Below are 26,024 nucleotides of genomic sequence, written 5' to 3'. Positions count from 1 at the left end.
CGATCGTCCGCGCCTTCACCCGCGCGTGCGCGCGCGTCGCGCCCGGAGACGCGCGCAGACCGCGGCGCGATCAGCCGCGCGCGGCCTCGAGCTCGTAGAACGGCAGGCCGGCCCGGCGCGCCGCCCACAGGCCCGCGCCCACCTGCACGAAATGCCGCGCCAGCCGCCGCCGGTACCACGCGCCGGTGCGCCGGCGCATCGCCGTGTCGGTGCGCTCGAGGTCGACCACCGTCTCGAGGTCGGCGCGCGTGATCACCTCGAGGTAGAGGAGCCCGCGGCACATCGCGCCCAGGTTGTCGATGGCCCGAGCCGCGGCGCGGTCGTCGAGGTAGTGCAGGACCCCGTGGCAGACCACGAGGTCGAAGCGCTCGCGCGCCCGCCACCGCGAGATGTCGCGCTCCTCGTGCCCGTAGCGCGCGCAGGCGTACGACGACACGTCGATGGAGCGGTAGGTGGCGTCGGGCCGGTGGCGGCGCAGCCAGGCCCGCCACAGCCCGGTGCCCGCGCCCACGTCGAGCACCGAGCGCACCTCCACCCCGAGCCATCCGGCGAGCCCGCACACCCCGCCCGCCAGCCGCGCGATCTCCGCCGCCGAGTGGACGCGGTCCTTTCCGCGGTAATGGCGCCGGTAGTAGGCGGCGTCGAAGCGCCCGGGCGCGTCCGGGGACGGAGGGCGGGTCGCCGGGGGGGTTCGGCCAGTGCGGGCGGGCGGGCGGTGCAGCGCGCGGGGCGGCATGGGCGAGAGAGAACGGCCGCCCCGCTGCGCCGTCAAGCGCGCCGTCACACGTCCAGCGTCGGTGCCCCGCCATCGAGCAGCGCCGCGATCATGCGGACGCGCCGCTCGGCTCGGCGGCGGCAGGCGGGGTCGAGCGAGCGGTCCAGGGCGGCCCGCACCTCATGCACCGGGTCGCCCAGGCGGCGGTTGCCGGTGATCGGGCCGCAGGGGGCCGGGGTCTTCATGCGTTCGCGCATCGTTGCGCCTCCATCCTTCGACCTGAACGCAATAGCAGGGGGGTCTGACATCGAGGTGCCCCGGCTCGAAGCGGGGGCTGGCGCGCCCCGCCGAACGGAGCGATCCAGTTCGCATGCCCGATCCCACCCAGGCCGAGCGCCGCCCGCTTCGCGGCGGCGACGTCGCGGCCATCGTGCTCGCGCTCGCCGTCGCCGGCGCGATCGCCTACTTCTGGTTCCACCGTCAACGGGCGTCGCCCCCGCCCCCGCCGGCGGTGCCGGAGCAAGCCGCCCCAACGGCGAGCCCCCCGGCCGGCACCCCATCGGCCGTGGTCCAGGCGGACCCGGCGCAGGTGAAGTCGCTCCTCGAGGCCGCCTCGGCCGATCCGGAGTACCGCCGCTGGCTCGGTGCGGGGGGCGACCTCGTCCGGCTCTGGGCGGTGCTCACCGACAACCTGGCCGAGGGCGTCTCGCCGCGGAAGCAGCTCCCCTTCCTCGCCCCGGAGCAGCCGTTCTCGGTGGCTGAGCAGGGCGGCCGCCAGGTGATCGCCCCCGCCTCCTACGCTCGCTACGACCGCTTCGCCGACGCAGTGGCGTCCCTCGACGCGAAGGCGGTCGCCATCGCCTACCGCGCGCTCCGCCCGGCAGTCGAGTCCGCCTACCGGCTGCTCGGCTACCCGGACGCCGTGCTGGACCGCGTCACGGCCCGCGCGCTCCACCGGCTCGAGGCGGCGCCGCGCCCGGCGGGGCCGGTGGCCGTCGTCCCGCACGCCGAGGCCGGGGCCGGATGGGCCTACGCGGATCCGGCGCTCGAGCACCTCGGCGCGGTCGAGAAGCACCTCCTGCGCATGGGACCGCGGAACGCGGGCAAGGTGCAGGCGAAGGCGCGCGAGATCCGGGAGGCGCTGGGCCTCCGGGAGGTGCGGTAGCGAACCGCCCGCCGGTGGTGCCCGCCGGCGGTGCCGGAGCAAACAGCTGCCGGAGCTGCCGGTGCCGGAGAGGAGCCGGTGCTGCCGGAGGAGCCGGTGCCGGAGCAAACAGCCGGTGCCGGACTAACTGACCAGCCGGTGCCGGAGTAAGGAGCCGGTGCCGGAGCAAACAGCCGGTGCCGGAGTAACGGACCGCCCGCGTCCCCCGCTGACGGCCCCCGCGGGTCCCGCGAAGCTTGCCCGGCGACCGATCCGCCACTACACAGCCCGGCATGTCGCCGCGCCCGGAAGCCGCCCGCGAGGGTCCCGTCGCGGGGCCGGACGCCGCAAGCTCGCCGGCCCCGGGGCCCGCGCTCGCGCTCCGCGGCGCCGGGCGCGCCTACGGGGCGGTGCGCGCGCTCCGGCCGCTGACCCTGGAGATCCGCCGCGGCGAGCGCGTCGCCCTGCTCGGCCCGAGCGGCGCCGGGAAGTCCACGCTGCTCCGGCTCTTCGACACCTCGCTCGCGCCGTCGGAGGGCACGGTGCACGTGCTGGGGCAGCCCGTGGCCGCCGCCGACGCGCGCCGGCTCCGCGCGCTGCGCGCGCGCATCGGCACCGTGCACCAGCAGCTGCTCCTCGTCCCGCAGGCCACCGCCATGCAGAACGTGGTCGCGGGGCGGCTCGGCCGCACGTCGCTCGCGCGCACGCTCGCCGCGCTCGTCTCGCGGCGCGAGGCGGCGCGCGTCCGCGCGGTGCTCGACCAGGTCGGCATCGGCGTGAAGATCTTCGAGCGTGTGGACCGACTCTCCGGCGGCGAGCAGCAGCGCGTCGCCATCGCCCGCACGCTCTACCAGGATCCGGAGCTGATCCTCGCCGACGAGCCGCTCGCCTCGGTGGACCCGGCCCGTGCCGCGGAGATCGCCGCGCTGTTCGCGCGCGCGTTCGCGGGCCGCACGCTGGTCGTCTCCACCCACCGGATCGAGCCGCTCCTCGCCCACGTGGACCGGGTCGTCGGCCTGCGCGAGGGGGCGCTCGCGTTCGACAAGCCGGCCTCGTCGCTCACGTTGCGCGACCTCGGCGAGCTGTACGAGGCCCAGCGCGGCGCTGCGGTCCCGGCGCGCGCGCCCGCGGCCCGGCCACCCTCCGATCCGGAGGTCGCGCCCGGCGGCACGCTCCGGATCGGCGCGTCCAGCACGCCCGGGGAGCACCTCCTGCCGCCGATCGTCCGCGCGTTCGCGCGCGCCTACCCGGGCACGCGGGTGAGCCTGAGCCTCACCGACTCGGCCGCGGTGACGGAGCAGGTGCGCGCGGGCTCGCTCGACCTCGGGTTCGTGGGCGCGCGCGACGACGATCCGGCGCTCGCCTACGAGGACGTGGCCCGCGACGAGATCGTGCTCGTGGCCGCGCCCGCGCTGGAGCTGCCGCCCGAGCCCATCGCGCTCGACGTCGCGGCGCGGCTGCCGCGGGTGGATCGCGAGCCCGGCTCCGGCACGCGCGCGGTCGTCGAGCAGCACCTCGCGAACATGGGCGTGGCGCTCGACCCTGCCGCGGTGGTGCTGGAGGCCGGCGCGCTCGTGGCGCTGAAGGCCGCGGTGGTGTCGGGCATGGGCGTCGCGTTCGTCTCGCGGCGCGCGGTGGAGGACGACCTGCGCGGCGGGCACGTGCGCGCCGTGCGCGTGGAGGGGCTCTCGATCCCGCGCCACGTGTTCGCGGTGGCGCGGCGCAGCCCCGGCCCGGGCGCGGCGGCGCGGGCCTTCCTCGAGGTCGCGCGCGCCGAGGTGCCGCCGTGAGCGCGGCCGTCCTGCACGAGCGCCCACCGCTGCCGCTCCTGCTCCGCTGGCCGGGGCTCGTGCTCGCGGCCGTGCTGGGCATCGCCTGGCGCATGTCGGAAGGGAGCCTCGCGGCGCTGCTCGCGCCCGAGGCGCGCGCCGCCGCGGCCGACTTCGCGCGCGGGTTCTGGCCCCCGGCGCACTCGCCCGAGTTCCTGCGCTTCCTGGTCCGGCCGCTCGTCGAGACCGTCGCCATCGCGCTCGCCGGCATGACGCTCGCGCTCGTGCTCGCGGCGCCGCTCGCCTGGCTCGCCACCGCGCCCGGCGTCGCCCGCGCCGAGGGCGACGCGCCGGGACCGCTGCGCCGGGGCGCGTGGCTCGCCGCGCGGACGGTGCTCAACCTGATGCGCTCCGTCCCGGAGCTGGTCTGGGCCCTGGTGTTCGTCCGCGCGCTCGGGCTCGGTCCGGCGGCCGGTGTGGCGGCCATCGGCATCGGGTACGCCGGCGTGGTCGGGAAGGTGTTCGCCGAGATCTGGGAGTCCTCGCCCTGCGCGCCGGCCCGCGCCCTCGCCGCCGCGGGCGCGCCGCCGCGCCGCGCGTTCGCGCTGGCAGTGCTGCCCGGGTCGGCGCCGCTGCTCGCCTCCTACGCGCTCTACCGGCTCGATTGCGCGCTCCGCGCCTCGGCGGTGCTCGGGCTGGTGGGCGCGGGCGGGATGGGCGTCCAGCTCGAGCTCTCGCTGAAGATGTTCGCGTACGACGAGGTGGCGACGCTGGTCCTGGCCCTGTTCGCAGTCGTCGCCGCGGTGGACCTCCTCTCCGCGTGGGCCCGGCGGCGCCTGGCCGAGAGCCGCGGGCTGTTCCCGGCCGGCCCTGGCGCGCTCCGGTGGCGCGCCGCGATCCTGGGGACCTGGCTCGCGCTCGCCGCCGGCGCGGCCGCGTACCTCGAGCTGCCGCTCGGCGAGCTCTTCTCCGGGGCCACGCTGCGGAGCGCGGCGGGCTTCTTCGGCTCGATGTTCCCGCCCGACCTCTCGCCGGGGTTCCTGCGCGCCCTCGTCCCCGCCGCGGCCGAGACGCTGGCGGTGAGCATCCTCGGGAGCGCGATCGCGTCGGTGCTCGGGCTCGGTCTCGCGCTCGCCGCGGTCCACCCCGGCACACGCGGGCTGGCCGGCGCGCCCGGCGACTCGCGCCTGCGGTCCGGGGCGCGGCTCGCGCTCGCGGCCGGCGCCCGCGGCGCCATGAACCTGCTCCGCACGCTTCCGGAGCTGCTCTGGGCGCTGCTCGTCATCTTCGCGGTGGGCCTCGGTCCGTTCGCCGGCGCGCTCGCGCTCGGCATCCACAACGCCGGCGTGCTCGGGCGGCTCTACGCGGAGGCGCTCGAGGAGGTGCCGCCCGGCCCGGTGGCGGCGCTCCGCGGCGCCGGGGCGCGGCCGCTCGCGGCGACGCTCCTCGCCGCGCTGCCGCAGGCCTGGCCGCAGCTCGTCGCGTACACGCTCTACCGCTGGGAGGTGGCCGTCCGCGCCTCGGCGGTGCTGGGCGTGGTCGGGGCGGGCGGCATCGGCGCGCTCCTGCACGTCTCGCTCAACCTGTTCCAGCACCACCGCACGGCGACGCTGGTCGCCGCCATCGTGGTCCTGGTGACGGCAGTGGACCTGTTCTCCGGCTGGCTCCGGGCCCGCATCCTGGCGGGACCCGCGAGCCGCGCCGCGCCGCGCGCCGCCTGCGCGCCCGGGCTCGCCAACGCGACCTGAGCCCCACCCCGGATCGGAGCCTCGCCGATGCACCGTCTCGCCGCCGTCGCCCTCGCCGCCGTCCTGCTCGTCCCACCCGCCGCCCGCGCCCTCGACGCGCTCCGCGTCAGCGCCATCCCCGACGAGTCGCCCACCGAGCTGCAGCGCAAGTTCGAGCCGCTCGGCAAGTATCTCGAGAAGAACATCGGGCTCCCGGTGAAGTTCGTGCCGGTGACGGACTACGCCGCCACGGTGGAAGGGCTCGCCGCCGGCAAGCTCGACATGGTCTGGTACGGCGGCTTCACCTTCGTGCAGGCGCGGCGCCGCACCGGGAACGCGATCCCCATCGTGCAGCGCGCCGAAGACGCCCGCTTCCACTCGAAGTTCATCGTGCCCGCCAGCTCCAAGGCGCAGTCGCTGAAGGATCTGAAGGGCGCGAGCTTCGCGTTCGGCTCGGTGAGCTCGACCTCCGGCCACCTCATGCCGCGCTACTTCCTGCTCCAGGCCGGCATCGATCCGGACAAGGACTTCGCCAAGGTCGCGTACTCCGGCGCGCACGACGTGACCGCGAAGTGGGTCGAGGCCGGCAAGGTCGACGCCGGCGCGCTGAACGAGTCGATCTGGCAGCGGCTCGTGGACGACAAGAAGATCGACACCAGCAAGGTCCGCGTGCTTTGGACCACGCCCGAGTACCAGGACTACAACTGGACCGTCCGCGGCGACCTCGACCCGAAGCTCGTCGAGAAGCTCCGCGCCGCGTTCCTCGCGCTCGATCCCGCGAAGCCCGAGGACAAGGCCATCCTCGACCTCCAGCGCGCCAGCCGCTTCATCCCGACCTCGCCCGAGGCGTACAAGAACATCGAGCAGGCCGCGAAGTCGGCGGGGCTCATCAAGGACTGAGTGCGGGTGCAAGCACTGCAGCCTTGCGGCTGTGCTCGCGGGGCTTCACCGCGGAGGCGTTGCGAGGACCGCAGCGCGTTCGTTCGGGCTGTCATGCGAGAAGCGCGCGGCGAGAGGTCTCATCAGCGCGGCGATCGACTGTGTTTGCCCACGTGAAACGATTCCGGGTCTACCGCAGCGAACGGCTTGTTCGGAAATCTTGCAGGAGCACGGTCTCCGAGTTCTCGAGGATGGCCATCACGCTAACGCCTCGTTGCGCACTCGTAGACTGCTGGTGTGCTGCCCGATACGGCTAGTCCACCGACAGCGTGTAGTCCGAACCGGAACCGGAAGATCGTCTTCAAGTCCTGTCGAGCATAGACCATGAGGGCGGCTCGATGCATTTCGGAGCCTCCCCTCACTTCGGGTCTTCGGGTCGAGGCGGGTCGAGGTGCCGGAGTACAGGGGTCGAGGTGCCGGAGTACGTCCATGCGAACGCGAACGTGGTTCGCGCCGCGGCCACGGGGTCGTTCCGCGGACGAGGCCGAGAGCAGATTCGCGAGAAAAGCCGCATTCAGTGGGTGGTACCGAAATTGCGTAGCGGCCGGGGATGGCCCGAGTCCCGCGGTTCGCGATGGTCGAGCGCGACTCGTCCAATCACTGCACCTGGAGGGCACACGATCTCGAGTTCGTCTTCGAGGAAGCGGGCGCGCGCGACAAGTTCCTGGGACTGTTGGGCCGGTACAAGGACCAATACGGCATCGAGATCCAGTCGTACTGTCTGATGGGCACCCATCCGCATGTCACCTGCACGTGCCGACAGGCGCAGGTGCAGTTCAGCCGTTTCTGGCAGGTGGTCAACGGGCTCTTCGCGCGCTGGTACAACAAGGTTCGGAACCGACGGGGGCAGGTGGTGATGGAGCGTATGCGGTCGCCGCGCATCCAGGAAGGCGGCGCCCACCAGCTCACAGTGATGCGCTACGGCGACCTGAACCCGGTGCGGGCGGGGCTGGTGAGGAGCCCGAAGGACTGGAAGTGGTCGAGCTACCGCCATTACGCTTTCGGCGAGCCGAACGCCCTCATCACCGATGCGCCGGAGTATCTGGCGCTCGGAAGGACGGCTCCGGAGCGCCGGAAGGCGTATCAGGCGCTGTTCGCGCTGCCGCTGTCGGAGTCGCTCCGCACGCGCCGGGTCGACCTCGTCACCTTTCCGTTCGTGGGCGACGCGACCTGGGTGACCCACCAACTCGAGGTCGCCGGGCTGTCGGCACCGGACTGACCGCTACCGACCCATCGCGTCCACGGGTCTGCCTCTGCAATCGCGTGAGTCTGCGTCGTGGACGTGTGTCTGGAGCTTCCACGAATGCCGGCCGCGGGCGAGGCGACGCACCGAATCGCAGGGGTTTCCTTCAGCACCGGACAGACGTCCTCCGCCACGTCCGGGCACCTGGCCGTGGAACCGGTACAAGTCGAGCTCCGGCCGACGAACCATGATCAGGAGACCTTCGCGGCGCGGGTCGCGCAATCGAGGAAACGCAGCACGGCCGGCACGTCGCCGAAGGCTTCCAGCGACGCGTGATCCAGCGCGACGCGGATCACGCACCCGAGCCGGGAGACGGCCTCCAGCGGAGCGCGAGAGCGGTCCAGCTCCCACCAGCGCGGCCCGCGCACGGCGGCCTCGAGGGCCTCGATGCGCTCCTCGCCGCCGAAAGCCATCCAGATCGACTCGGCCTGCCATTCCTCGAGCAGGCTCGCGAGCGCCGAGGCGCCGCGGGCGGCGACGACGAACCCGGCGCCTGCCGGCGCGATCCCGGGCGTCGCGACGTTGCGCGCGACCTCCGTGGGCGCGACGAAGGCGCCCTCGGCCACGCACGCGACGCGCTCGCCCGCCGCGGCGGCGACGACGAGGGAGGACAGGAACTCGGATGCGCGTGCGTCTGGCGGGGCGACGGCCTGGAATCGCGCGCAGCGCTGGGGGACGCCCGGGGCGTCACGTGCCGGGTTCCACTTAACGTCCAGCCCGTATCGTTCCATCGGTCCGCTCCATTCATCGAACACGGCGTCGGACCCGCGTATCGTACGATCGGTGCAGGGTTGCGCGCCACACGGCGCCGCCTATCGACCGCGCCAGGGCGACGCAGATAGCGGCGGCCTATCAAAAGACAGCGAACGATGTATTGGAAGCCATCGCCGCTCCGATGCATCCTCCATGCGTCCCCGGGTGCCGGGCGGCTCCGCGGACGAACGGAGGACGTCCATGACCGTCGCGCTCACCGCCGCAGGCTTCGGCGCGCTGCACGCCGTCTCCGGCCCCGACCACCTGCTCAGCCTGGCCCCGCTCTCGGTGGGGCAGGGGCGCCGGGCCTGGCGCATCGGGCTCGTGTGGGGGCTCGGGCACGCGGCAGGTACCGCCGCGGCCGGGGCGGCGCTGCTCGCGGTCTTCTCCGGCACCGGGCTGCACCGGGTGGACGCGTTGGCCGAGCGCGTGGCGGGCCTGGCGCTGGTCGCAATGGGCCTGGCGAACCTCTGGGCGCTCCGCCGCGGGCGGCGCGCGGCGGCTGCCGTCGCGACCCGCGGCGCACGCCACGCGGTCTTCTCGGTGGGGCTGGTGCACGGGATCACGGGCGCCGCTGCGCTGCTCGTGGTCCTGCCGCTGGCGCACGCGAGCACGCCGGTGAAGGCGCTCACCCTCGCCGGCTTCGCGGCGGGCAGCACGGCCGCGATGGCGGCGGTCACGGCCGCGATCGACGCGCTCGCCGCGGCGGCGGGTCCCGGGCTCGCGCTGGTCACCCGACGCGTTCCGGCGCTCGCGTCGGTCGCCTCGGTGGCGGTCGGGCTGGCTTGGGCGGTGGCGGCCTGACTCCGGCACCATCTGCGGGCACCATCTGCGCCGGAGGCTGACTCCGGCACCAACTGCTCCAACTGCTCCACCACTGCTCCGGCTGCCCTGCCCATCTGCGGTCGCCGCGGTGACGGTCGAGCCGGCGTGGGCAGTGGCGGCCTGACCCGGTCCACCGGCATGACCCGGCCCGCCGACTTTGCGGTGGGTGAACCGGCGAGCGTCCGAACGGGCGATCGCGCGTTCCCGACCGGACCGGTCGGTCTTTGACGCGGCGAGGCAAAATCCGCGCCCCCTCTTGCTCCGACGACCCGACCTTGCCACACTTCTGCCCCCGTTTTTCCTGGGCGGTGGCCGGGCCGTGTGGACCTCGAATCGAGGGTCACTGCGGCGGTTCCGCGCAGGGCCGCAGTCGACGCCAGCTCACCTCCTGGAGGTCCGTGCCCGTGACCACGAAGGCGATCAAACCGACCCTGACGAACCCGCTCGATCCGCCCGAGAAGGTGGAGTTCACCATCCCCGGCGAGATCGCCAGGGCCACCGGCGGCTACGAGGAGGCGATGCAGGAGGGCTGGGAGCTCATCCAGCGTCCCATCCGCTCGGTCCCCGTCGATCAGATCGAGAAGCAGCACATCAAGAAGCGCATGACGGTGTGGGAGCGGATCCGCGTCCTCTCGGACAAGGAGCCGATGGTCCTGTACCAGAACTGGGGCAAGAACCTCGACGGCGCCTCCCTCGTCACCGCCATCCTCAACATCGGCGGCCGCGACGTCGCGGTGTACGGTCACGATTTCACCGTCCGCGCCGGCTCGATGGACGCGACCAACGGCTCGAAGCTGGCGCGCCTGTTCCGCATGGCCGGCGAGAAGGGGATCCCGCTCATCGGCATGAACGACTCGGCCGGCGCCTACGTGCCGGCGGGCGTGGGCGGCCTCGACGGCTACGCCGAGGCGTTCACCGCGCTCCGGCGGATCAGCGGCGTGGTCCCGTCGATCATGTGCATGTTCGGGTTCAACGCCGGCGGCGGCTCCTACCTGCCGCGCCAGGGCAGCTTCGTGATCCAGCCGGCCGACACGTTCTTCGGCCTCACCGGCCCGGGCGTGGTGAAGTCCGTGCTGGGCGAGGAGATCTCGCCGGAGGACCTGGGCGGCCCCAAGGTGCACGGCGCCTCGGGCGTGGCGGACCTCACCGTCATCGACGAGCTCGCCGCGCTCCGCCAGGCGGTGCGCCTGCTCAACTACGTCCCGGACAACAACCGGACGATGGCGCCGTTCCAGCAGACCAGCGACCCGCTCGACCGCAAGACCTGGGAGATCAACACCCTGCTGAAGAAGGCGTTCAACTCGCCGACCGGCTTCAACACGCCGTTCGACGTGTCGATCATCATCCAGCAGGTGTGCGACTACGGCGACTTCTTCGAGATCCAGCCCGAGCGCGCCCGCGAGGTGGTCACCGCGTTCGGCCGCCTGGGCGGGCACGTGGTCGGCTTCGTCGCGAACAACAGCGCGGTCGGCTCCGGCCAGATCGACTGCGACACCGCGCTGAAGATCGCCAGGTTCGTGCGCTTCTGCAACATCTACAACATCCCCATCATCTTCATGGAGGACACCACCGGCTTCCTCCCCGGGCGCGAGCAGGAGGCGCGCGGCATCGTGCAGGCCGGCCGCTCCATGCTCGACGCGATCGTGGACGTCCGCACGCCGCGCATCCTGCTCATCCTGCGCAACGCGTTCGGCGGCGCCTACGCCTCGTACAACAACTACCCCACCGGCGCCGACGTGGTGCTGGCGCTGCCCACCACCCGGCTCGCGGTGATGGGCCCGGCCGGCAAGGAGTTCGTCTACAAGGACGAGCTCCGCAAGATGCGCGCCGCCGCCGCCGATCGCGCCAAGAAGGGCGCGCAGCAGCGCGTCGCCGCCGGGATGGAGGGCGAGGCCGCCCGCAAGGACGCCGAGAAGGAGGCGGCCGAGTGGCTCAAGGGCGAGGAGGCCGCGCTCGGGCGCCGCTACGAGAAGGAGCTCATGAACCCGAAGGAAGGCCTGGCGCTCGGGTCCATCTCCTCCCTGGTGATGCCGACCGATCTCCGCAAGGTGCTCGGCCAGAACCTCCACTTCCTGCTCCGCCACTACACGCCGTCGCCGATGAGCGGCCCGCAGCGCGAGTTCCACTAGGCCCCGCGCACCGGACCCGAGACCCGGAGAACCGAACGACATGGCTTCCAACGTCGACCACTACCGGAACAACCCGCTCATCCACCGCGACCGCCGCCTGGGCAGCTCGCCCTCGGCGTGGGTGCGCTCCTTCGCCTGCGAGGACCTGAAGCCGCTCATCGTGTGCCGCGGCCCCATCCGCAAGGAGGCGATGGACGTCTTCGCCGAGATGGGCATGACGCACGTCGGGATCCTGCTCTCCGAGAAGGACTCGATCGTCTACGCGAACGCCCTCGCCCCCGAGCTGCGCCAGCTCGCGGACCACGATCGCGTCCACCGCGTGCCGGACTACACCGGCGCGACCAAGGAGGAGCGCGTCGAGCGGATGAACCAGATCGTCCAGATCGCGCTCGACAACGGCTACGACTCCGTCTTCGCCGGCTACGGCTTCATGGCCGAGGACGAGGAGTTCGTCGCCACCATCGAGCGGGCCGGCCTGAAGTTCATCGGCCCGAACTCCATCACCCAGGCGCGCGCCGGCAAGAAGGACGAGGCGAAGCGCACCGCGCTGGAGGTGAAGGTCAGCGTCACGCCGGGCGTGAACGACGTGGCGGCCCGCACGCTGCTCGCGAAGCACAAGACGCGCAAGCAGCTGCTCGCGCTGGTGGAGGCGGAGGGCCTCGCCTGCGATGCGAAGGTGCTGGCGGACGAGAAGCTGGAGCTCCCGGTGCTCGCCGAGCACGTGCTCCAGGCCTCCTACGCCAAGGGCATCGACCTCTTCACCATCGACGAGCTGGGCGCGCAGGTGCAGGTCGAGGTGGCGGAGATGTTCCGGAAGTACCCGCGCAGCCGCGTGCGCCTGAAGGCCATCGGCGGCGGCGGCGGCAAGGGCCAGCGCATCCTGGGCGCCTCGCTGCTCACCGCGAAGGACCCGGACGCGAAGGCCGTCGCGGCGGCCGCGGCCGAGGCGCCCGCCATGGTGCGCGAGGTGCTGAGCGAGGTGAAGGCGACCGGCGTCGGCGACAACAAGAACGTCCTCATCGAGCTCAACATCGAGCAGACCCGGCACAACGAGATCCAGCTCCTCGGCAACGGGGAGTGGTGCGTGTCGCTGGGCGGCCGCGACTGCTCGCTGCAGATGCACGAGCAGAAGCTGCTCGAGGTCTCGGTGACGCAGGAGGCGCTCGCCGCCACCATCGAGCGGGCGAAGAAGAACGGCAAGCCCGTCCGCGCCAAGGCGCTCGAGGTGGACCTGGAGATCCTGAAGCGGATGGAGGACGACGCCGCCCGCTTCGGCCAGGCGGTGGGGCTCGACTCCGCCTCCACGTTCGAGTGCATCGTCGACCGCGACCGCTACTACTTCATGGAGGTCAACACCCGCATCCAGGTGGAGCACCGGGTGTCCGAGCTCTGCTACGCGCTCGAGTTCGCGAACCCGGACGATCCGGCCGACACGTTCGTGGTCGAGTCGCTGGTCGAGGCCATGGCGCTGCTGGCGCGCCACAAGAGGCGCCTGCCCAAGCCCCGCCGCATCCAGCGCTTCGGCGCGGCGGTGGAGGCCCGCCTCAACGCGACCGACGCCTCGCTGTCCCCGCACGCCGGCGGCGTGATCCGCTACTGGTCGAAGCCCATCGAGGGCGAGATCCGCGACGACCAGGGCATCAGCATGCCCAACCCCGACACGCGCATGTTCATGCGCTACAAGGTGGCCGGCGCGTACGACTCCAACATCGCGCTGCTGCTCACCAAGGGCGACCGGCGGCTGGAGAGCTACAAGCACCTGGCGCGCGTGCTGGCGCGCATGGAGCTCCGCGGCACCACCCTCGCCACCAACATGGAGTTCCACTACGGCCTGGTGAACTGGTTCCTGGGCCAGAGCGTGAACGCCAAGCCCACCACCCGCTTCGTGGTGCCGTACCTCACGCTGGTGGGCATGCTGAAGGACGAGGCGAACAAGCTCGACACCGCCTACGCGTTCGCCGAGATGAAGAAGCACTACGCGAAGCTCATGGCGACGGAGAACCCGGGCGACGCGGCGGCGCAGAAGGCGATGGCCGAGGTGCTCGACCGCAAGGTGACGCTGCTCACCCGCGTGATCGACCGCTTCCTCGACGATCCGCACCTGTTCGCCGGCTGGCTCAGCATGAACCGCCGCCACTACCGGATCGAGAACGGCAAGCTGCTCTGGATCCGGAACCCGCTCGGCGTGCTCAACGACGCCTACGCCTACCTGAACATGGCGTTCCACCCGCGGCGGCCCGCCTCCCAGGTGATGTGGGAGCACGACCACGAGCTGCTGACGAAGTCGCTGCGCTTCTACGTGGCGCTCCGCGAGCGCTTCGGCCTGAAGCGCGAGGAGTACTACAAGCTCAACGAGATCCTGCAGAAGGAGGAGCCGCAGGACGGCTTCGACGCCGAGACCTGGACGAGGATCCGCTCCGCCCACCTGGGCTACGAGGCCGGCAACGAGCTGCTCGGCCTGCTGTTCATGGTGGCCGAATCGGTGCGCTTCTTCGACTTCAAGGTCGAGGAGGACCTCGAGGTCACCATCCCCGAGCACCTGCACGACCCCGAGCTGCAGGCGCGCATGAAGAAGGTGCTGTGCCCGCCGCCCGCCACCAAGGCGGACGAGCTGGTGGCGCCGTTCGGCGGCATGTTCTACCGCCAGGAGGCGCCGGGCCGGCCGCCGTTCGTCGAGGAGGGCCAGCACTTCGACAAGGGGCAGCCGCTCTACATCATCGAGGTGATGAAGATGTTCAACACGGTGCGCGCGCCGTTCTCCGGGACCATCGAGAAGGTCCTGATGCAGGGCGCGGACGGCACCGTGGTGCAGAAGGGCCAGCCGCTCTTCAAGATCACGCCGGACGAGAAGTTCGTCCCGGTGGATCCGAAGGCGGTGGAGCGCGAGCGGCGCACCCGGACCCAGAAGCACCTCGAGGGCGTGCTGATGACGTTCGCCGAGAAGTTCACCACCGTCGAGCCCGTCCGGTTCGAGGAGCCGGAGGAGGAGGTGGCCTGGGCGGGGGTCGAGGCCGTCTAGCGCCCCTTCCCACGCCGAGGTCCCCGGGACCCCGCCTCGCCGGAGGCGGGGTCCCGCCGTTTCCGGGCCGGTCCTCAGGTCCGGGTCGGCGCCGGGTGCGCCGCCGTCGGCTGCGGCTCGACCGCCCCCGCCGGCCGCCGGGCCCGGAGCGGCTCGTGGACGGCCGCGAGCCGCGCCAGCGCGAACGCGGCCACCGCCATGACCGCGTCGCGCGCGGCCACGTCGAGGAACGCGCCGCTCGCGATCAGGTTGAGCGCGATGGCGGCGAGCCACGCCATGGCGATCCAGCCGAACGTGCGCGCACGCCCGGCCAGGATCCCGATGCCCACGATCACCTCGATGACGCCCGCCGCCCGCATGAAGGCGGCGGGGCTCACCGGCAGCAGCCGCACCGCCAGCGGGCTCAGGTACCCCGCCCAGTCCGCGAGCAGGTTGGTGAACTTGTCCAGCCCCGCCACGATCGGCACCACGCCGAGCGCGATGCGGAGCGCCCAGTACGCGGGAGCCGTTCCGTGGATCTCGTCCCTGTTGGCCATGTGAACCTCCTTGCCCGTTGGATGCGCCGTGCGCGGCGGCGTTACGCCGGTAACGATCCGCGCGCCGGCGCATCCGATGACGGGAGGCGGAGGAGGAGCCATGACCGTGCAGGCGAGCAGCGTGCGCGGGGTGCCCGCGGGGGCACCCTCGGATCCGGACGTGGTGGCGCGGGTCCTCGACGGGGACGTCGCGCTGTTCGAGGTGCTCATGCGGCGGCACAACCCGCGCCTGTACCGCGCCATCCGCTCGGTGCTCCGCAACGAGGCCGAGGTGGAGGACGCGATGCAGCAGGCGTACCTCCAGGCGTACGCCCACCTGGGCGACTTCCAGGGGCACGCTGCGTTCTCGACGTGGCTGGTGCGCATCGGCGTGAACGAGGCGCTCATGCGCCTGCGCGGGCGCGACCGGCTGGTCCCGCTCCCGGACGAGCGGGAGGACGGCGGTATAGGAGGGGAGGGCGAGCGCGTGGCGGATCCGAGCCCGGAGGACGAGGCGGCGACGCGCGAGGCGAGGGTGCTGCTCGAGCAGGCGGTGGACCGGCTCCCCGTGCACCTGCGGACCGTGTACGTGCTCCGCGAGATCGAGCAGCTCTCGACGGCCGAGGTGGCCGCGGCGCTCGACCTGGGCGAGGAGGCCGTGAAGGTCCGCCTCCACCGCGCCCGCCTCGCGCTGCGCGGGCTCATCGCCGAGCGCGTGGGCCGCAGCGCGCCCGAGGCGTTCGGGTTCCTCGCGCCCCGCTGCGACCGGGTGGTCGCCGCGGTGCTCGCGGCGATCGCGGCGCGGTCCTGAGCGTCCGCGCGCCCCGACGCGCAGGGCGGGCGGACCCCGGACGCACGGAGCTAGTAGCCGCCGCCGCCTCCACCACCACCGCCGCCGCCCCCACCGCCGCTGCCGCCGGGCGGCGGGGGCGGCGGCGCCGGCTGCGCGGCCGGGTCGATGGTGATGCTGCCGTTCGGCGTGACCATGCCGCCGAGGTGCGTGGAGCAGTAGTACGGGACCACCGTGCCCTGCGCGGCCGCCGCCGGGATGGTGAACGTCTTGACCCCGTTGAACGCGCCGGTGTTGAAGGTGACGCCGTCCACGCCGCCGGGCGCGTAGGCGCCCGGGGTCGTCTCGCTGGTCACCGAGTGCGCCATCGAGTCGTCGTTGATGACGGTGACCGTCGCGCCGGCCGGCACCTTCAGGTCGAGGGGCGAGAACTTCATCCCCGAGATCTCGATGTAGTAGCCGGCCGCAGTCGGCCGCGTGCTCGCGCCGCTGCCGCCGTTGTCCGACCCGCCACAGGCGGCGCCCGCGATCGCCGCCGCCGCCGCGCCCACCCACCAGCTCCTGCCGTGTGCCATGGTGCACTCCCGCTGCCGGGCCGCGCGGCGTGCGCGGCCACCTCCAGCGCAGCATTCGATGTCCCAGACACCGGAGCGTTTCCGCGTGGCACAGGGGCACCCCGTCCGGCATCCGTCCCCGGCGAGGCGACGCCGTCACGCGGACGGGGCGGCGCGGCGGACGGCGACCTTCGCGAGCTCCAGCACGGGCAGCACCGTGAGGGCCGCGCCCGTCACCAGCAGCCAGTCCGCCGCCGGGAGCGCGTAGGTGCCGAAGGCGGCCCGCAGCGGCGGCAGGTAGACGATCAGGAGCAGGAGCGCCAGCTCCCAGCCGATGGCGAGGTTCAGCCAGCGGTTCGCGAACGGCCGGCGCAGCACCGAGTGGCGCACGGAGCGGAACGCGAACGCCTTCGCGAACTGCACCAGCACGAGCGACATGAAGCACATGGTCATCGCCTCGGCGTCGCCGCGGCCGGAGGCGCGCGCCCAGGCGAACAGGCCCAGGTTGACGACCGTGGACCAGGCGCCGCCGGTCGCGATGAGCGCCACCACCGGCCGCGTGAAGATCCCCTGCCGCGGGTCCCGGGGCGGCAGCCGCATCAGGTCGCCCTCGGGGGGATCGACCGCCAGCGCCAGCGCCGGCAGCCCGTCGGTGGCCAGGTTCACGTAGAGGATCTGCACCGCCGTCAGCGGCAGCGGCAGGCCGAGCAGGGTGGCGGCGGCCATGAGCCCGATCTCGCCCACGTTCGAGGAGAGCAGGTACATGAGGTACTTCTTCACGTTCGCGAAGATGCCGCGGCCCTCCTCCACCGCGCCGACGATGGACGCGAAGTTGTCGTCGGTGAGCGTCATCGCCGCCGCCTCGCGGGTGACGTCGGTGCCGGTGATGCCCATGGCCACGCCGATGTCGGCCTTCTTGAGCGCGGGGGCGTCGCACGCCGTCGCCGGTCATCGCCACCACCTCGCCGCGCGACTGGAGCGCGGTGACGATGCGCAGCTTGTCGGCGGGGGAGACGCGCGCGTAGACCTCGATGTCCTGCACCCGCGCGCCCAGCTCCGCGTCGGAGAGGCGCGCCAGCTCGGGCCCGGTCACCACCGTCCCGGTGCGGAGCAGCCCCAGCTCGCCCCCGATGGCGCGGGCGGTGACCGGGTGGTCGCCGGTGATCATCACGACCCGGATGCCGGCCGCGGCGCAGCGCTCCAGCGCGGCGCGGGCCTCCGGGCGCGGCGGGTCGATCATCGCCACCAGCCCGAGCAGCGTCAGGTCGCGCTCGGCCCCGGCGAGGGACGCGCCGGCCCCGCGCGCCACGGCGAGCACGCGCAGCGCCCGCTCCGCCATGCCGCGGACCACCTCGAGCAGCGCGGCGCGGCCGGCCTCGTCGAGCGGCCGCTCCCCGTCGCCGCTCGCCACCCGGGTGCAGGCGGGGACGATCACCTCCGGCGCGCCCTTGGCGAACGCCACCGGCCCGCGCGCGGTGCGGTGCAGGGTGGTCATCCGCTTGCTCTCGGAGGTGAACGGGATCTCGCCGACGCGCGGCGCGCGCGCGTCCAGCTCGGCGCGGTCGAGGCCGGCCTTCAGCGCCGCCACCACCAGCGCCGCCTCGGTGGGATCGCCGGAGACGGTCAGGTCGCCGGACGGCGTGCGCTCCACCCTGGCGTCCGAGGCGAGCACCGCGCCCCCGAGCAGCGCGAGCAGGGCGGGCGGCGAGTCCACCGGCGCGCCCTCGTGCAGGAACCCGCCCTCGACGCGGTAGCCGGAGCCGGTCACCTCCAGCGTGCGCCCCTCCACGTGCAGCGCGCGGACGGTCATCTCGTCGCGGGTGAGCGTGCCGGTCTTGTCCGAGCAGATGACGGTGGTGGAGCCGAGCGTCTCCGCGGCGGCGAGCCGGCGCACCAGCGCGTTCCGGCGCGCCAGCCGCTGCACGCCCAGCGCGAGCGCGATGGTGACCACCGCCGGCAGCGCCTCCGGCACCACCGCCACCGCGAGCGCGATGGCGAACACCACCATCTCGAGGAACGGCTGGCCCCGCAGGAGCCCCAGCCCGGCGAGCAGCACCACCACCACGATGGCCGCGCGGGCGAGCTGCTTCCCCACCCGGTCCAGCTCGAGCTGCAGCGGGGTGCGCGCCGGCTTCACCTCGGCGAGCATGCGGGCGATGGCGCCCAGCTCGGTGCCGGCGCCGGTGGCCACCACCACGGCGCGGCCGCGCCCGTAGGTGGCGGCGGTGCCGCCGAACAGCATGTCGGTGCGATCGCCGATGGCGACCGGGCCGGCGGGGAGCGGCTCCTCGGTCTTCGTCACCGGCACCGACTCGCCGGTGAGCGCCGCCTCGTCCGCCTGCAGGTTGACGGCCTCGACCACCCGCGCGTCGGCGGGGATCCGGTCGCCGGCGTGGATCACGAGCAGGTCCCCCGCCACCACCTCGCGCGCCGGGACCTTCCGCTCCGCGCCGCCGCGGATCACCGTGGCGAGCGGCGCGGCCATCCGGCGGAGCGCCGCGAGCGCGTTCTCGGCCCGGTACTCCTGCACGAACCCGAGCACCACCGTGAACACCAGGATGGCGCCGATGGTGGCCGCCTCGAGGTCGTGGCCGAGGGACAGCGAGAGCGCGATCGCGACCATCAGGATCACGACCAGCACGTTCTTGAACTGGGCGGCGAGCAGCGCGAGCGCCGGGGCGCGGCGCGCGCGGGCGAGCTCGTTGGGCCCGTGCTCCTCCAGGCGGCGGGCCGCCTCCGCGGGGTCGAGGCCGGCCGGTCCGGAGCCGAGCCGCGCGAACGCGTCGGTGGCGGACAGCGCATGCCACTCCGGGACGTTCGCCATCGGGCCCCCGGGCTGCCTGGGTGATCGCGCCCAGTGTACGGCGCGGGCGCCGGTCCTGCGGCGGAAACCGGGCGCGTGCGGCGGCGCGCCGCCGGGCTGCGGTGGGATGCCGCCGGGGCCGGCGCTCCGGCGGCCGCGCCGTCAGAACCGGTACGCGACCCCGAGGTCGGGCTGCAGCTGCGACATCTCGGTGCGGTAGGCGTCGCGCCGACGCCTCCGCCCGCCTGGCGCGCGGGGGCGGCGGCGGTCGAGCGCTCAGCCGGTGATGCGCCGGATCACCGCGCCGTCGGCGGCGACCTCGACGGCGAGCGGGACCACCGCGACGCCGTACTTCCGCGCGAGGTCGGGCCGCCGGGCGACGTCGACGAGCACCGGGCCGTGCCGCTCGCCGGCGAGGCGCCGCGCCAGCTCCTGGCAGTCCGAGCACAGCGGGTGCGTGAACTGGACCACCGCGCCCTGGCCGGCCGGCACCCCGAGCTCGGCGAGGTCCACGCGCTCCACGGTGCGGCCCCGGATGCCGCGGAGCCGGGCGCCCGCCCGGTACAGCGCGCAGCCCGTGCAGAAGCCCGTCGCCGCAGAAACGAGCGCGAGCGCGGCCACCGCGCCCCCCAGCGCCCTCCCGAGCGCGGGCGCGCCGACGAGCGTCGCCGCGGTCGCGGTCCACAGGAACACCGCCCCGACCTGGTTCGCGAAGCGCGGCGGCCGGCTGTCCTCCAGCGGACCCTCGCCGAGCCGGGGCTGAACCACCTCGAAGTAGAACACGCAGGGGAGGCACCAGCGGCGGCCCAGCGCGAGGCCGAGGGTGAGCTGCAGCGCGGGCAGCGCGAACAGCGCCCACCCGCCGGTGAGCGTTCCCGCGAGCGCCAGCGCGCCGATGACCGCCTGGTTGAAGCGGGGCGCCCGCGCGTCGATGACGGCGAGGTCGCGGTAGGGATCGGCGGTGCGGGCGGGCATGCGGCGGGCTCCTCGGCTGGGCTGGAGAGGCGTCTCATATAACGGACGGACCGTCCGCCGCAACCAGACCCGCGCGGCAGGACCCTGCGGGCGTGGGCGGAGGCGGCGGAGCGCCTGCGTCCGGTATCGCGGAGTGTGCGGCGAGCAGCGGCGGAGGGCGGGTGGGGCGCCCGCCCCGGCGGCTGCGCCCCGCGGCTGGGGTACGATGCCGGCATGAGCGCGCCCGCGTCCGCCCCCGTCCTGCTCGGCTACGGCACCCGCCCGCTCCCGTTCCCGGCCGGCGTGCCGGCGCGCGTGCTCGCCGCCCCGCCCGCGCCGGCGGTGGCCGACCTGCCCGCCGCGCTGGACGCGGCGCTCGCGCACCCCGAGGGCGCCCGGCCGCTGCCGGAGGTGGCCGGCCCGCGCACGCGTGTGCTGGTGATCGTGAGCGACGCCTCCCGCGACGAGCCGCGCGCCGAGCTGTTCGCGGCGGTGCGGCGCGCGCTCGCGGTGGTCCCCGACGACCACCTCACGCTCGCGGTCGCGAACGGCACGCACGGGCCCGGGCCGCTCGAGGCGCTCGGGCTGCCGGACGAGGTGCTCCGGCGGCACCGCGTGGTGAACCACGACGCGCGCGACGAGGCCTCGATGGTGGAGATGGGCCGGACCAGCCGCGGCACGCGCCTGCGGGTGAACCGGTGCGTGGCCGAGAGCGACCTCGTCGTCACCACCGGCCGGGTGAAGCCGCACTACTTCGCCGGCTGGGGCGGCGGCGCGAAGGGCATCTTCCCCGGGCTCGGGCACGACGACGACATCCGGCAGAACCACAAGCTCAAGGCCGATCCCGCCTCGAGCCTGGGCCGCGCCGACGGCAACCCGTGCCGCGAGGACCTGGAGGAGGCGGTCCGGCGGCTCGGGCGCGACACGTACATGCTGAACGTGGTGGAGGCGGGCGGGGTGGTGATGGGCGCGGTGGCGGGCGACGTGGTCTACGCGCACCGCGCCGGCGTGCGCATGGCGCGCCCGTGGTGCGAGGTCGCCGCCGAGCCGGCCGACGTGGTGGTGGTCTCGGCGCCGCTGCCGGTCTCCGGCAGCCTGTACCAGGCCTCGAAGCTGGTCCCGCCGGCGGGCATGCTGCTGCGGGAGGGCGGCGTGGTCGTCGTCTGCGCCGAGTGCCCCGGCGGCGTGGGGCCGCTCCGGACCGTCAACGAGGGCATCTTCCAGCTGGGCGTCCGGCGCTTCCTGCCGGAGCGGTACACGCTCTTCCTGGTCTCGGGCATGCCCGAGGCCACCGTCCGCGAGACGTACGCGACGTTCGCCCCCTCGCTGGACGCGGCGCTCGCGAGCGCGCGGGAGCTCGTCGGCAAGGCCGAGCCGGACGTCCTCGTCCTTCCGGACGCCGGCGACCTCGTCCCGCGGCGGCGCTGATCGCGCCGCGGGCGCGTGGTAATCTCGCGCTCCCGTGACCGACGAACCCATCCCGCAAGGCGGAAAGCTCTCCTCGTTCCGGCAGGTCCCCCGCACCGGCGTCATCTACGCCACCGCGGAGGCGACCAAGCTCGGCTTCTCGATGCAGGATCCGGACTGGTGCAACCTCGGGCAGGGGCAGCCCGAGACCGGTCCGCTGCCCGGCGCGCCCGACCGCGTCCACTCCGTCGCCGTGTCGGTGGACGACCAGGAGTACGCGCCGGTGGCCGGCCTGTGGGAGCTGCGCGAGGAGGTGGCCGGCCTCTACAACCGGCTGTACCGCCGCGGCCTGCCCTCGCAGTACAAGGCCGAGAACGTCTCCATCTCCGGCGGCGGCCGCACCTCGCTCACCCGCGCCGCGGCGAGCCTCGGGCGCGTGAACATGGGGCACTTCCTGCCCGACTACACCGCCTACGAGGAGCTGCTGGACCTGTTCCGCACCTTCACGCCCATCCCCATCCTGCTGGAGGGCGAGCGCGGGTACGCGTTCACGGTGGACGACCTGCGCCGCGAGGTGACCGGCCGCGGGCTCTCGGCGCTGCTCCTCTCCAACCCCTGCAACCCCACCGGCAAGCTGGTGCAGGGCGACGAGCTGGCGCGCTGGGTCGAGCTGGCGCGCGAGCTCGAGTGCGCCATGCTCATGGACGAGTTCTACTCGCACTACGTCTGGACGGCGCCGCCGGGCCGGCTGCCGGTGGAGAGCGCGGCGCGGTACGTCGAGGACGTGGACCGCGATCCGATCGTGCTGTTCGACGGGCTCACCAAGAACTGGCGCTACCCGGGCTGGCGCGTCACCTGGACGGTCGGGCCGCGCAAGGTCATCGACGCGGTGGCGAGCGCCGGCTCGTTCCTGGACGGCGGCGGCTCGAAGCCGCTCCAGCGCGCGGCCATCCCGCTGCTCGCCGAGGAGGCGGTGCGCCAGGAGACCGAGGCCATCCACCGCACCTTCGGCGAGAAGCGCCGCCACATGCTCGACGCGCTCGAGACCATGGGCGTCCGCATCGACCGCGCGCCGGACGGCACCTTCTACTGCTGGGGCAACCTCGCCAACCTGCCCGCGCCGCTCAACGACGGCATGGGCTTCTTCCGCGAGGCGCTGCGACGCAAGGTGATCGTGGTCCCCGGCGAGTTCTTCGACGTGAACCCCGGCAAGCGCCGCGCCCGCCACGTCGCCCGCTTCCGCTCCTACGTGCGCTTCTCGTTCGGCCCCTCGCTGGAGACGCTCGAGAAGGCCTTCGAGCGGCTCGCCGCGATGATCCAGGAGCGGTCGTCGGTGACCGCGTCGGTGGGGTAGGGCGCCGGCCGAGGCATGAGCGGGGGCTAGTGGCGGTGCCCGTGATCGTGCCCGTGGCCGTGGGCATGGTCATGGGCGTGATCGTGCGGGTGCGCGTGGGTCGTCCCGTCCGCGTGCGTGTGCTCGTGACCGTGGTCGTGCCCGTGGGTGTGCGTCCGCGGCTGCGCCGGCTTCACGATGGGCCGCCGCAGCTCCTCCAGCCACGCGATCCACCGGTCCATGCCCTCGCCGGTGCGGGCGGACAGCTCGATCACCTTCGCGGTCGGCATGACGTGCGCGATGGCGTCGCGGAGCTTCGGGAGGTCCACGTCGAGGTGCGGGACGAGGTCCACCTTGGTGACGAGCACCAGGTCCGCCGCCTTGAACATGACCGGGTACTTGAGCGGCTTGTCCTCGCCCTCGGTCACCGAGAGCACCACCACGTTCGCCGCCTGGCCCAGGTCGTAGATGGCCGGGCACACCAGGTTGCCGACGTTCTCGATGAAGAACACGTCGGTGTCGCGCCAGGGGAAGTCGTGGAGGCTGCGGTGCACCAGCTCGGCGTCGAGGTGGCAGGCCTGGCCGGTGGTGATGGCCTTCGACGGGATGCCGGCCTTCTCCAGCCGGCGCGCGTCGTTGTCGGTGGCGAGGTCGGCCGAGACCGCGCCGAGGCGCCAGCTCTTCGCGGCCGCCGCCTTCGCGGTCGCCTCGAGCACGCCGGTCTTGCCGGCGCCGGGCGAGCCCATGATGTTGAGCGCGAGGACGCCGGCCTCGAGGAAGTGCTCGCGGTTGTGGCGGGCGGCGCGGTCGTTGCCGGCCAGGATCTTCTCGTGCAGCTCCACCGGGACGAGCTCGGGATCGCCGCAGCCGCAGGTCGTGCACATCAGGGCACCTCCATGTCGATGCTGTCGAGGGTGAGCGCGTCCGAGCCCTCGTCGAGGCGGGCCGGGACGTCGCAGGTCGGGCAGCGCAGCACCGCGCCGCGGGCGATGGGGGCGCGGCAGGCCGGGCAGGACCAGCGCGCCTCCAGGCGCTTCAGGGTGAGGGGCGTCTCGGCGCACAGGCTGCCGGCGCGGAACGTCTCGTAGGCGGTGCGGAACAGCTCCGGGTCCACGCCGGAGAGCTCGCCCACGCTCACGGTGAGCCCGCGGACCGCGACCGCCTCGCGGCGCCGCGCCTCCTGCTCCACGCGCCTGACCAGCGCCTCCACCAGGGAATACTCGTGCATGCGGCTCGCCTGCCTAGCAGATGCGCGGCAGGAGCTCCCCCTCGGGCTCGGCCAGCATGCGCTTGCCGAAGCCGGTGTCGAGGATCACCGCGCCGGGCCGCTCGGCGATGGCCCGCGCGAACACGGTGGCGCGCGCGCCGAGCGGGTGCGCGCGGAGCGCGGCCAGCACCTTGTCGGCCGAGCGGGCCCGCACGCCGATCACCGCCTTGCCCTCGTTCGCGACGAGCAGCGGGTCGATGCCGATCATCTCGCCGGCGGCCCGCACCTCGTCGTTGATCGGCAGCGACGGCTCGTCCACCACGATGCCGACGCCGCCCTTCGCGGCCATCTCGTGCAGCACGCCCGCCACGCCGCCGCGGGTCGGGTCCTTCATCGCGACCACGTCCTCGCCGCCGGCGGCGAGCGCCGCGCGGACCAGCCCGTTGATGGGCGCGACGTCGGAGCGGAGGTCGCCCTCCAGCCGCAGGTCGTGCCGCCGGGCCATCACCGCCATGCCGTGATCGCCGATCGAGCCGGTGACGACGAGCACGTCGCCGGCCCGCAGCCCGGCGTCCGAGACCACCCGGTCGGCCAGCGCCACGCCGGTGGTGTTGAGCACGATGCCGTCCACCTGGCCCTTGCCCATCACCTTGGTGTCGCCGGTGACGATGGGCGCGCCGGCCTCCTTCGCCGTCTCGCGCATCGAGGCCACCACCCGCTCCAGGTCGGCGCGCGGGAAGCCCTCCTCCAGGATCACCGCGCAGGTCAGCCCCACCGGCTCGGTGGCGCCCATCATGGCGAGGTCGTTCACCGTGCCCGAGACGCTGATCCGGCCGATGTCGCCGCCCGGGAAGAAGATGGGGTGCACCACGTGCGAGTCGGTGGTGATCACCAGCCAGCGGTCGCCCACGCGGATCGCCGCGCCGTCGTCCAGCGCCGAGAGCCCGATGCCGTCCACCGGCGAGGCCAGCGAGAGGAACACGTCCTCGATGAGCTGGCGCATGGCGCGCCCGCCGGAGCCGTGCTTCAGGCCGATCTTCTGCTGCACCTTCGTGTCCATGGGTCTCCGCGCCTTCCTAGCCGACCTTGCGCAGATCGGGCACGCCGCCGTACGTGTGCCAGATCCGGCACTGCCCCTCCGACGACACCATGCACGCGCCCACCGGCGACTCCGGGACGCAGGTGGTGCCGAACAGCGCGCAGTGCTCCGGGGTGGCGAGGCCGAGCATGATCCGGCCGCAGATGCACCCCTTCGCCTCCTCCTCCGCCGCCGCGTCGCGCACGCCCGCCGTGTCGATGCGGAAGCGCTTGCGGGCGTCGAGCGCGGCCAGCTCGGGCACGAGCTCGAGGTTGCCGCCCGGGACGTCGGCGATGCCGCGCCACCGGCCGGTCACGGTGCGGAACGCCCGCCACAGCGAGCGCTGCGCGGGGAGGTTGCCCTCCTTCGTCACGCAGCGCGGGTAGACGTTCGCCACCTCCGGCCGCCGCTCGCGGATGAGCTCGGTGAGCTTCACCAGCGCGGCCAGGATGTCGAGCGGCTCGAAGCCGGCCACCACCACCGGCGCGCCGGTACGGGCCGCGAACGGCTCGAAGATGGCCCAGCCGGTGATGATCGCGGCGTGGCCGGCCGCGACGTAGCCCTCGATGTGCGTCTCCTTCGACGCGGCCACGATCTCCATCGCCGCCGGCACGTACTTGTGCACCGAGAGGATGGAGAAGTTGGGGGGCGCGAGGCGAGCGCCACCGCCGCGGTCGCCACCGCGGTGGTCTCGAAGCCGCTCGCCAGGAACACCACCTGCTCCTCGGGGTGCGCCTGGGCGAGCTCGACCGCCTGCGAGATCGAGTAGACCACCTCGACCTTGCCGCCGTCGGCCTGCGCGTCGGCGAGCGAGCGCGCGGTGCCGGGGAGGCGGAGCATGTCACCGTAGGTGCACACGCGCACGCCCTGCATGGCGAGCGCGACCGCCTCGTCCACCTCCGGGCCGTCGGTGACGCACACCGGGCAGCCCGGGCCCATGATGAGCTCCAGGCCGGGCGGGAGCACCGCGCGCAGGCCGAAGCGGGCGATGGCCTGCTCGTGGCTGCCGCACACGTGCATCACCGACACCTCGCGGCCGATGGCGTCCATGTTGTGGCGGAGCGCCTCGGCGAGCGCGCGGGCGCGGGCCGGATCGCGGAACTTGAGCTGCCGGAAGAGA

Annotated in this window: 22 protein-coding genes and 2 pseudogenes; 11 read left to right on the top strand and 13 right to left on the bottom strand. The window is 73.7% G+C overall.

Translation table 11 applies throughout. From position 1 onward, the window contains the following. Positions 1–70: 70 nt before the first annotated feature. Both ACOQFB_RS18980 and ACOQFB_RS18975 read right to left on the bottom strand, forming a co-directional pair. The gene (locus ACOQFB_RS18980) at positions 71–736 is read right to left on the bottom strand and encodes a methyltransferase domain-containing protein (protein WP_421609101.1); all 666 of its coding nucleotides are present in this window, start codon (positions 734–736) and stop codon (positions 71–73) included. Between the two features lie 44 nt (positions 737–780). Further along, positions 781–972 carry a hypothetical protein gene (locus tag ACOQFB_RS18975; protein WP_059436636.1) on the bottom strand — a complete coding sequence of 64 codons (192 nt, stop codon included), beginning with the start codon at positions 970–972 and terminating at the stop codon, positions 781–783. Positions 973–1,085: 113 nt separating this feature from the next. Here ACOQFB_RS18975 and ACOQFB_RS18970 point away from each other — a divergent pair, with 113 nt between their 5' ends. The 5 genes from ACOQFB_RS18970 to ACOQFB_RS18950 all read left to right on the top strand — a co-directional run bounded on the left by ACOQFB_RS18970 (position 1,086) and on the right by ACOQFB_RS18950 (position 7,513). Beyond that, a complete protein-coding gene (locus ACOQFB_RS18970) occupies positions 1,086–1,880 on the top strand; it encodes a DUF3014 domain-containing protein (RefSeq protein ID WP_421609100.1) in 795 nt (264 codons plus the stop codon). Between the two features lie 272 nt (positions 1,881–2,152). Continuing rightward, positions 2,153–3,649: a LysR substrate-binding domain-containing protein gene (locus tag ACOQFB_RS18965; protein WP_421609099.1), complete on the top strand. Its 1,497-nt coding sequence runs from the start codon at positions 2,153–2,155 to the stop codon at positions 3,647–3,649. Beyond that, entirely contained in the window at positions 3,646–5,376 is a 1,731-nt protein-coding gene (locus tag ACOQFB_RS18960) for a PhnE/PtxC family ABC transporter permease (protein WP_421609098.1), read from the top strand. Before ACOQFB_RS18965 ends, ACOQFB_RS18960 begins: the two co-directional genes overlap by 4 nt. A 27-nt stretch (positions 5,377–5,403) precedes the next feature. Continuing rightward, positions 5,404–6,255 carry a putative selenate ABC transporter substrate-binding protein gene (locus ACOQFB_RS18955; protein WP_421609097.1) on the top strand — a complete coding sequence of 284 codons (852 nt, stop codon included), beginning with the start codon at positions 5,404–5,406 and terminating at the stop codon, positions 6,253–6,255. A gap of 613 nt (positions 6,256–6,868) precedes the next feature. Continuing rightward, complete coding sequence (locus ACOQFB_RS18950; RefSeq protein ID WP_421609096.1) at positions 6,869–7,513, top strand: transposase; 645 nt, start codon at positions 6,869–6,871, stop codon at positions 7,511–7,513. Positions 7,514–7,728: 215 nt separating this feature from the next. On the opposite strand, the gene ACOQFB_RS18945 is transcribed toward ACOQFB_RS18950, so the two are convergent. Then, entirely contained in the window at positions 7,729–8,268 is a 540-nt protein-coding gene (locus tag ACOQFB_RS18945) for a hypothetical protein (RefSeq protein WP_421609095.1), read from the bottom strand. 223 nt (positions 8,269–8,491) lie between these two features. On the opposite strand from ACOQFB_RS18945, the gene ACOQFB_RS18940 reads away from it, so the two are divergent. The 3 genes from ACOQFB_RS18940 (at position 8,492) to ACOQFB_RS18930 (ending at position 14,263) form a co-directional block, all read left to right on the top strand. Then, positions 8,492–9,094, top strand: coding sequence for a hypothetical protein (locus tag ACOQFB_RS18940; protein ID WP_421609094.1), 603 nt, complete (start codon positions 8,492–8,494; stop codon positions 9,092–9,094). Between the two features lie 425 nt (positions 9,095–9,519). After that, a complete protein-coding gene (locus ACOQFB_RS18935; protein ID WP_421609093.1) occupies positions 9,520–11,244 on the top strand; it encodes an acyl-CoA carboxylase subunit beta in 1,725 nt (574 codons plus the stop codon). Positions 11,245–11,284: 40 nt separating this feature from the next. Continuing rightward, positions 11,285–14,263 (top strand): ATP-binding protein, encoded by a 2,979-nt coding sequence (locus tag ACOQFB_RS18930; protein WP_421609092.1) that lies wholly within the window; start codon positions 11,285–11,287, stop codon positions 14,261–14,263. 74 nt (positions 14,264–14,337) lie between these two features. Here ACOQFB_RS18930 and ACOQFB_RS18925 read toward each other — a convergent pair whose 3' ends face one another. Beyond that, positions 14,338–14,799, bottom strand: a complete 462-nt coding sequence (locus tag ACOQFB_RS18925; protein WP_421609091.1) for a DoxX family protein — start codon at positions 14,797–14,799, stop codon at positions 14,338–14,340. Positions 14,800–14,899: 100 nt separating this feature from the next. Between ACOQFB_RS18925 and ACOQFB_RS18920 the strand changes: the two genes are divergently transcribed. Then, entirely contained in the window at positions 14,900–15,589 is a 690-nt protein-coding gene (locus tag ACOQFB_RS18920; protein WP_059436623.1) for an RNA polymerase sigma factor, read from the top strand. 50 nt (positions 15,590–15,639) lie between these two features. On the opposite strand, the gene ACOQFB_RS18915 is transcribed toward ACOQFB_RS18920, so the two are convergent. The 4 genes and pseudogenes from ACOQFB_RS18915 to ACOQFB_RS18900 all read right to left on the bottom strand — a co-directional run bounded on the left by ACOQFB_RS18915 (position 15,640) and on the right by ACOQFB_RS18900 (position 19,900). Then, on the bottom strand, positions 15,640–16,143 hold the full coding sequence (locus tag ACOQFB_RS18915) for a plastocyanin/azurin family copper-binding protein (protein WP_421609090.1): 504 nt from the start codon (positions 16,141–16,143) through the stop codon (positions 15,640–15,642). A gap of 135 nt (positions 16,144–16,278) precedes the next feature. Continuing rightward, complete coding sequence (locus tag ACOQFB_RS18910) at positions 16,279–17,016, bottom strand: cation transporting ATPase C-terminal domain-containing protein (RefSeq protein WP_494492318.1); 738 nt, start codon at positions 17,014–17,016, stop codon at positions 16,279–16,281. A 100-nt stretch (positions 17,017–17,116) separates the two neighbouring features. Then, positions 17,117–18,946, bottom strand: a pseudogene (locus ACOQFB_RS18905) (cation-translocating P-type ATPase); the annotation flags it as partial. Positions 18,947–19,201: 255 nt separating this feature from the next. After that, positions 19,202–19,900, bottom strand: coding sequence for a DUF4395 domain-containing protein (locus ACOQFB_RS18900; protein ID WP_421609088.1), 699 nt, complete (start codon positions 19,898–19,900; stop codon positions 19,202–19,204). A 213-nt stretch (positions 19,901–20,113) separates the two neighbouring features. Between ACOQFB_RS18900 and ACOQFB_RS18895 the strand changes: the two genes are divergently transcribed. Together ACOQFB_RS18895 and ACOQFB_RS18890 are read left to right on the top strand one after the other, a co-directional pair. Beyond that, positions 20,114–21,307: a lactate racemase domain-containing protein gene (locus ACOQFB_RS18895; protein WP_059436618.1), complete on the top strand. Its 1,194-nt coding sequence runs from the start codon at positions 20,114–20,116 to the stop codon at positions 21,305–21,307. A 34-nt stretch (positions 21,308–21,341) separates the two neighbouring features. Continuing rightward, positions 21,342–22,640 carry a pyridoxal phosphate-dependent aminotransferase gene (locus ACOQFB_RS18890; protein ID WP_059436617.1) on the top strand — a complete coding sequence of 433 codons (1,299 nt, stop codon included), beginning with the start codon at positions 21,342–21,344 and terminating at the stop codon, positions 22,638–22,640. Between the two features lie 26 nt (positions 22,641–22,666). Here ACOQFB_RS18890 and hypB read toward each other — a convergent pair whose 3' ends face one another. From hypB to ACOQFB_RS18865, 5 genes and pseudogenes are all read right to left on the bottom strand, one after another. Next, a complete protein-coding gene (gene hypB / locus ACOQFB_RS18885) occupies positions 22,667–23,503 on the bottom strand; it encodes a hydrogenase nickel incorporation protein HypB (RefSeq protein WP_421609087.1) in 837 nt (278 codons plus the stop codon). Then, positions 23,503–23,847 (bottom strand): hydrogenase maturation nickel metallochaperone HypA/HybF, encoded by a 345-nt coding sequence (locus ACOQFB_RS18880; protein WP_059436615.1) that lies wholly within the window; start codon positions 23,845–23,847, stop codon positions 23,503–23,505. Before ACOQFB_RS18880 ends, hypB begins: the two co-directional genes overlap by 1 nt. Positions 23,848–23,860: 13 nt before the next feature. Continuing rightward, positions 23,861–24,886 carry a hydrogenase expression/formation protein HypE gene (gene hypE / locus ACOQFB_RS18875; RefSeq protein ID WP_059436614.1) on the bottom strand — a complete coding sequence of 342 codons (1,026 nt, stop codon included), beginning with the start codon at positions 24,884–24,886 and terminating at the stop codon, positions 23,861–23,863. Between the two features lie 16 nt (positions 24,887–24,902). Continuing rightward, positions 24,903–25,529, bottom strand: coding sequence for a HypD family hydrogenase formation protein (locus ACOQFB_RS18870; protein WP_494492317.1), 627 nt, complete (start codon positions 25,527–25,529; stop codon positions 24,903–24,905). A 92-nt stretch (positions 25,530–25,621) separates the two neighbouring features. After that, positions 25,622–25,954 (bottom strand): annotated as a pseudogene (locus ACOQFB_RS18865) (hydrogenase formation protein HypD); the annotation flags it as partial. Positions 25,955–26,024 lie beyond the last annotated feature (70 nt).

It is taken from the genome of Anaeromyxobacter sp. Red801 (assembly GCF_049201065.2).
In the GTDB taxonomy this organism is placed as follows: Bacteria; Myxococcota; Myxococcia; order Myxococcales; family Anaeromyxobacteraceae; genus Anaeromyxobacter.
Note: the sequence above shows the minus strand (reverse complement) of the source record. Positions and strands in the feature narration are given on the sequence as shown.

Coding starts and splice junctions, on each gene's coding strand:
- ACOQFB_RS18980 (WP_421609101.1), bottom strand. CDS start 736: ATGCCGCCCCGCGCGCTGCACCGCCCGCCCGCCCGCACTGGCCGAACC.
- ACOQFB_RS18975 (WP_059436636.1), bottom strand. CDS start 972: ATGCGCGAACGCATGAAGACCCCGGCCCCCTGCGGCCCGATCACCGGC.
- ACOQFB_RS18970 (WP_421609100.1), top strand. CDS start 1,086: ATGCCCGATCCCACCCAGGCCGAGCGCCGCCCGCTTCGCGGCGGCGAC.
- ACOQFB_RS18965 (WP_421609099.1), top strand. CDS start 2,153: ATGTCGCCGCGCCCGGAAGCCGCCCGCGAGGGTCCCGTCGCGGGGCCG.
- ACOQFB_RS18955 (WP_421609097.1), top strand. CDS start 5,404: ATGCACCGTCTCGCCGCCGTCGCCCTCGCCGCCGTCCTGCTCGTCCCA.
- ACOQFB_RS18950 (WP_421609096.1), top strand. CDS start 6,869: ATGGTCGAGCGCGACTCGTCCAATCACTGCACCTGGAGGGCACACGAT.
- ACOQFB_RS18945 (WP_421609095.1), bottom strand. CDS start 8,268: ATGGAACGATACGGGCTGGACGTTAAGTGGAACCCGGCACGTGACGCC.
- ACOQFB_RS18940 (WP_421609094.1), top strand. CDS start 8,492: ATGACCGTCGCGCTCACCGCCGCAGGCTTCGGCGCGCTGCACGCCGTC.
- ACOQFB_RS18930 (WP_421609092.1), top strand. CDS start 11,285: ATGGCTTCCAACGTCGACCACTACCGGAACAACCCGCTCATCCACCGC.
- ACOQFB_RS18925 (WP_421609091.1), bottom strand. CDS start 14,799: ATGGCCAACAGGGACGAGATCCACGGAACGGCTCCCGCGTACTGGGCG.
- ACOQFB_RS18920 (WP_059436623.1), top strand. CDS start 14,900: ATGACCGTGCAGGCGAGCAGCGTGCGCGGGGTGCCCGCGGGGGCACCC.
- ACOQFB_RS18915 (WP_421609090.1), bottom strand. CDS start 16,143: ATGGCACACGGCAGGAGCTGGTGGGTGGGCGCGGCGGCGGCGGCGATC.
- ACOQFB_RS18910 (WP_494492318.1), bottom strand. CDS start 17,016: ATGGGCATCACCGGCACCGACGTCACCCGCGAGGCGGCGGCGATGACG.
- ACOQFB_RS18900 (WP_421609088.1), bottom strand. CDS start 19,900: ATGCCCGCCCGCACCGCCGATCCCTACCGCGACCTCGCCGTCATCGAC.
- ACOQFB_RS18895 (WP_059436618.1), top strand. CDS start 20,114: ATGAGCGCGCCCGCGTCCGCCCCCGTCCTGCTCGGCTACGGCACCCGC.
- hypB (WP_421609087.1), bottom strand. CDS start 23,503: ATGTGCACGACCTGCGGCTGCGGCGATCCCGAGCTCGTCCCGGTGGAG.
- ACOQFB_RS18880 (WP_059436615.1), bottom strand. CDS start 23,847: ATGCACGAGTATTCCCTGGTGGAGGCGCTGGTCAGGCGCGTGGAGCAG.
- hypE (WP_059436614.1), bottom strand. CDS start 24,886: ATGGACACGAAGGTGCAGCAGAAGATCGGCCTGAAGCACGGCTCCGGC.